This is a genomic window from Fulvivirga aurantia (assembly GCF_009711475.1).
GTDB classification, from domain to species: domain Bacteria; phylum Bacteroidota; class Bacteroidia; order Cytophagales; family Cyclobacteriaceae; genus Fulvivirga; species Fulvivirga aurantia.
This window is the reverse complement of sequence record NZ_SMMD01000577.1, coordinates 1-4,265: the sequence shown is the minus strand read 5'-3', so window position 1 is coordinate 4,265 and position 4,265 is coordinate 1. Positions and strand designations below refer to the sequence as shown.

Annotated in this window: 4 protein-coding genes; all 4 read left to right on the top strand. The window is 39.6% G+C overall.

Translation table 11 applies throughout. The annotated features are described in order from the left end of the window. The coding region (locus E1176_RS20525; protein WP_222933087.1) for a hypothetical protein at positions 1-301 on the top strand (301 nt) is incomplete at its 5' end. Further along, complete coding sequence (locus E1176_RS04970; protein WP_246205943.1) at positions 298-1,887, top strand: AAA family ATPase; 1,590 nt, start codon at positions 298-300, stop codon at positions 1,885-1,887. The genes E1176_RS20525 and E1176_RS04970, both read left to right, overlap by 4 nt. Then, positions 1,884-2,777, top strand: a complete 894-nt coding sequence (locus E1176_RS04965; RefSeq protein WP_155209464.1) for a hypothetical protein — start codon at positions 1,884-1,886, stop codon at positions 2,775-2,777. Before E1176_RS04970 ends, E1176_RS04965 begins: the two co-directional genes overlap by 4 nt. An 11-nt stretch (positions 2,778-2,788) precedes the next feature. Further along, positions 2,789-4,265, top strand: a 1,477-nt coding sequence (locus tag E1176_RS04960) for a class I SAM-dependent DNA methyltransferase (protein ID WP_155209463.1), incomplete at its 3' end; no start/stop codon positions are given.

Here is a 4,265-nt window from a genome sequence, read left to right as displayed (position 1 = left end):
TCCCAATGATGAACCTGCGACTATATTACTAAAGCATATTCAAGAAGAGAAAAAGAAGTATTTGGAAGAGCAGAAAAAACAAAAGAAAAAGGCACCTAAAAAAACGAAGAAGATGAGTAAGGAACTAAGCATCGAAGAAGTGCTCAAAGCATCGAATAAACCCATGCTAGCCAAAGAAGTCTGGCAGCAAAGCAAGCACAAAGAGAACATCGAGGACTTTTATGCAGAGCTTAAGAAAATTCAAGATCAAGTGAAAGAAGTTAAAAAAGGAACTGAGTCCATGTTGTCATTAGCTAAATGAGAATTGACAAGTTACATATCAAGTCCCGCTTTAAAAATCTTGAAGATTTCAAGATTGATATTGATGAGAATGCCTGGGAAACCGTTCTGCTCGGATTGAATGCTACGGGTAAGTCCAATTTTCTGGAAGCGCTCGTAATCATTTACCGTGATTTAGACCTGATCTACAACCATAAGCGAAAAGTCAAGAAACATGACTTTGACTTTTATATCAAATATGAATGCAGAGGCAATAACATTGAAATAGACCTGGATAACGGCAAGTATTCATTTAAGGTAAATGAAAAGGTCGAAACGACTGTCGTAACACAAAACATCGAGCATTATCTTCCCAAGCATGTGTTCATCTATTATTCTGGTATAAGTGATCGGCTTGCTGATTTGTATATACCGCATCAAAAGCTTTACTACGATGAAATCATAAAGGCCGGAGCTAAAATCAGCCAGTTTGATACCATTCGTAGGATTTTCCTTGCTCAGAACATCCATGCCAACTTTGCACTCATTGCTTTTTATATGTTTAAGGATCGTGAGGAAGAAACACTGAAGTTCTTAAAAGATGAATTGAAAATTGAAGACTTTGGTTCAGCCTTATTTATGTTGAAAGAACCAGAATGGGCAAAATCAAGGAAAAACAAGACAGCCGAACTTTGGGGAGCAAAAGGACTTGTTAGGGATTTCTTAGATGATATATTGAGATTTTCTTTTGCACCCATTCAGCATAAAGCCAGAGTAGAGGTCTCCTACAAAAAAGCAGAAACACAGGATCGCTTGTATCTATATCTGAAAGACAGAGAGACCTTTTCAGACTTAATCGAATTCAAGTACCAAAACAAAATTGCTCTTTTCAATGCCCTCGAGAGTATTCACATCTCAGATATGCTTCATGATGTGAAGATAAAAGTCAAGAAAGAAAACGTGGATGGCGAATTAGCCATGTCTGAGCTAAGTGAAGGCGAGAAACAATTACTGACTGTTTTAGGGCTATTGAAATTCACCAAAGATGAAGAATCGTTGATTTTACTGGATGAACCAGATACACATTTGAACCCCATGTGGAAGTGGAAGTTCTTGGATTATTTGGACAGAGTAGTCAAGCGAAAATCTAATACCCAAATAATCTTCTGCTCTCATGATCCTTTGGTTATTGGCAATTTGAAAAAGAACCAAGTTCAAATATTCAAAAAGGATGATCATGGGAAGACAGAGGCATTCAATCCTCATGTGAGCCCCCGGGAGATGAGCGTGTCAAAGATTCTGACGAGCGAGTTATTTGGCATTCCTTCTCTGATGAGCAAAAAGCTTGAAGATTTACTGAATCAAAAGCGTTTTCTTCAAGCAAAACTTGTACAGGGCGAGCTTGATGAAACAGATAAGCACCTATTTGAAAGACTGAAGAAGTATTTTGATCGGATTGGATTTAATGATGAAACAGCTGATAGTCGATACAATCAATTCTTGAAGCTTACGAGTGAGAACAAGGCATATACCAACCGAAAGTACACAAAAGAGGAAGCTGAGGAACTGGATAAGATAGCCAAGGAAGTATTGGATGAAATTCTTAAAGAAGAGGAAAAAGACCAATGAGGCATATTGACAGAAATAGATTTAGTACTGCTGTGGCAGAATTTGGTTGGGATGCTATCAAACAAGCTCAGATAGACGCTATGAATGGAATGACCATCGAGCAGAAAAAGGAGTATATAAGGAATCACCCAGAGTGGAATCAGCTTCAACCTATTATGCTAGGGCTTTCACACAACAAATGTTGGTATTCCGAAGCTCCCATAGGCAATGGGGATCTTGAAGTTGACCACTTCAGACCTAAGAGCAGAGCAAAGGAAAAGGTTGATTATACGGATTCAAAAAGTGATTCAATTACGCACAAACCAAACGGTTATTGGTGGTTGGCATATGAATGGTCAAATTATCGATTGTCAGGCGCTCTGGCGAACAAGCGAAGAAGAGACCGACTAGGTGATTGTGAAGAAGTGCATGGCAAAGGAGACTATTTCCCTTTGGATTGTTCAGATGTTGGAAGGGTGGCCAATGATGAAGAAAATGTTGCTTGCGAGATACCAGTTTTACTAGACCCATTAAATGAAGAAGATGTAAGTCTTCTCACATTTGACGCAAACGGTGAAGTATTAAGTGCCGGAGAAAATGACTATGAACACAATAGAGTTTTGCAGTCCATCTTCTACTACCATCTTGATCTTGAACAGTTGAACAAACAACGCTTGATGGCTTGGAAAGACTGTGAAAGAGAAATATTAGAGATAAAAGACTTGATTGATAATGCACCAGACGAACGAGCAAGGAGATTAGCAGTAGGTTCTTGTCTAAAACGATTGTCAGATTATGTCAGAAATCCTGACAGACCCTTTACTTCAGTTGCTAAATCCTGTGTGATGGTTTATGCGGAATTAGAAGGATTTATCTGGTTGAAACGATTTGTTAATAGGGTATTAGTATAAATGAGTTTGAAATGACAACAAATAATTTAGTAGCCAAAATATGGTCTTTTTGTGATACCCTGAGAGATGATGGGGTTAGCTATTCCGATTACTTAGAACAGCTCACTTTCCTGTTGTTCTTAAAAATGGCTGATGAGCAGGAAAAGGGCCCTCAGAAAAGAAAATCTGGTATTCCTGATAAGTATAAGTGGGAAAGTATCGCATCTAAAAGCGGAGTGAAGCTCGAGACGCACTATGTAGAATTACTCCGCGAATTGGGGAAAGAAAAAGGTATGCTGGGCCAAATATTCACCAAAGCTCAGAATAAGATTCAAGACCCTGCTAAACTCGACCGGCTGGTGAAAATGATTGGTAAGGAAACCTGGGTCAGCATGGATGCCGATGTTAAAGGGGATATGTATGAAGGCCTTTTGGAAAAGAACGCACAGGATACCAAAAGTGGAGCTGGTCAGTATTTCACGCCTAGGGAACTCATTACCGCTATTGTGGAGTGTGTGCGCCCAGAACCTAGGAAAACCATTGCTGATCCAGCCTGTGGTACGGGTGGTTTCTTCCTATCCGCTTATGATTTCATCAATAACCGGGAGAATTACAAGCTGGATAAAGAAGATGTTCGCTTCTTAAAAGAAGACACTTTTCATGGTTGGGAAATTGTAGCCTCAACTGCTCGAATGAGTTTGATGAATCTCTTTCTCCATAATATCGGTGGACTTGATAAAGAACCACCAGTGAAAAGAGAAGATGCCTTGCTCACAAAACCAAGTGATCTTTTCGATTATGTGTTGGCAAATCCGCCTTTCGGAAAGAAAAGCAGCATCACCATAACCAACGAAGAAGGCAAAGAAGAAAAGGAAGATCTCAGTTATAACCGAAATGATTTTTGGGTAACCACTACTAACAAGCAGCTCAATTTTCTTCAGCATATTGTCTCTATGCTGAATACAACAGGGAAAGCGGCTGTGGTGCTCCCTGATAACGTATTATTCGAAGGAGGAGTAGGAGAGACTGTTCGTAAGAAGCTCATGGAGAAAGTAGATCTTCATACCATTCTAAGGCTTCCTACAGGGATTTTCTATGCCCATGGCGTAAAGGCAAATGTCCTCTTCTTCGATGCAAAACCAGCCGCTAAAGATCCCTGGACTAAAGAAGTATGGATTTATGATTACCGCACAAACATTAGTCATACACTCAAGAAGAGTCCTTTGAAATATGAGAATTTGAAAGAATTTGTTGAACTCTACAATCCTAAAAACCGACACGAGCGAAAAGAAACCTGGTCAGAAGAAAACAAAGACGGTAGATGGCGCAAGTACAGTTATGAGGACATTCTAGCCAGGGACAAAACAAGCTTAGATATCTCTTGGCTAAGGGATGACAGCATGATTGATCTGGAAAATCTTCCTGAACCGGATGTGTTGGCAGCTGAGATTATCGAGAATATTGAAGCAGCTCTAGAGAGCTTTAGAGATGTGGCTTTGAAATTGGAGA

Coding starts and splice junctions, on each gene's coding strand:
- E1176_RS04970 (WP_246205943.1), top strand. CDS start 298: ATGAGAATTGACAAGTTACATATCAAGTCCCGCTTTAAAAATCTTGAA.
- E1176_RS04965 (WP_155209464.1), top strand. CDS start 1,884: ATGAGGCATATTGACAGAAATAGATTTAGTACTGCTGTGGCAGAATTT.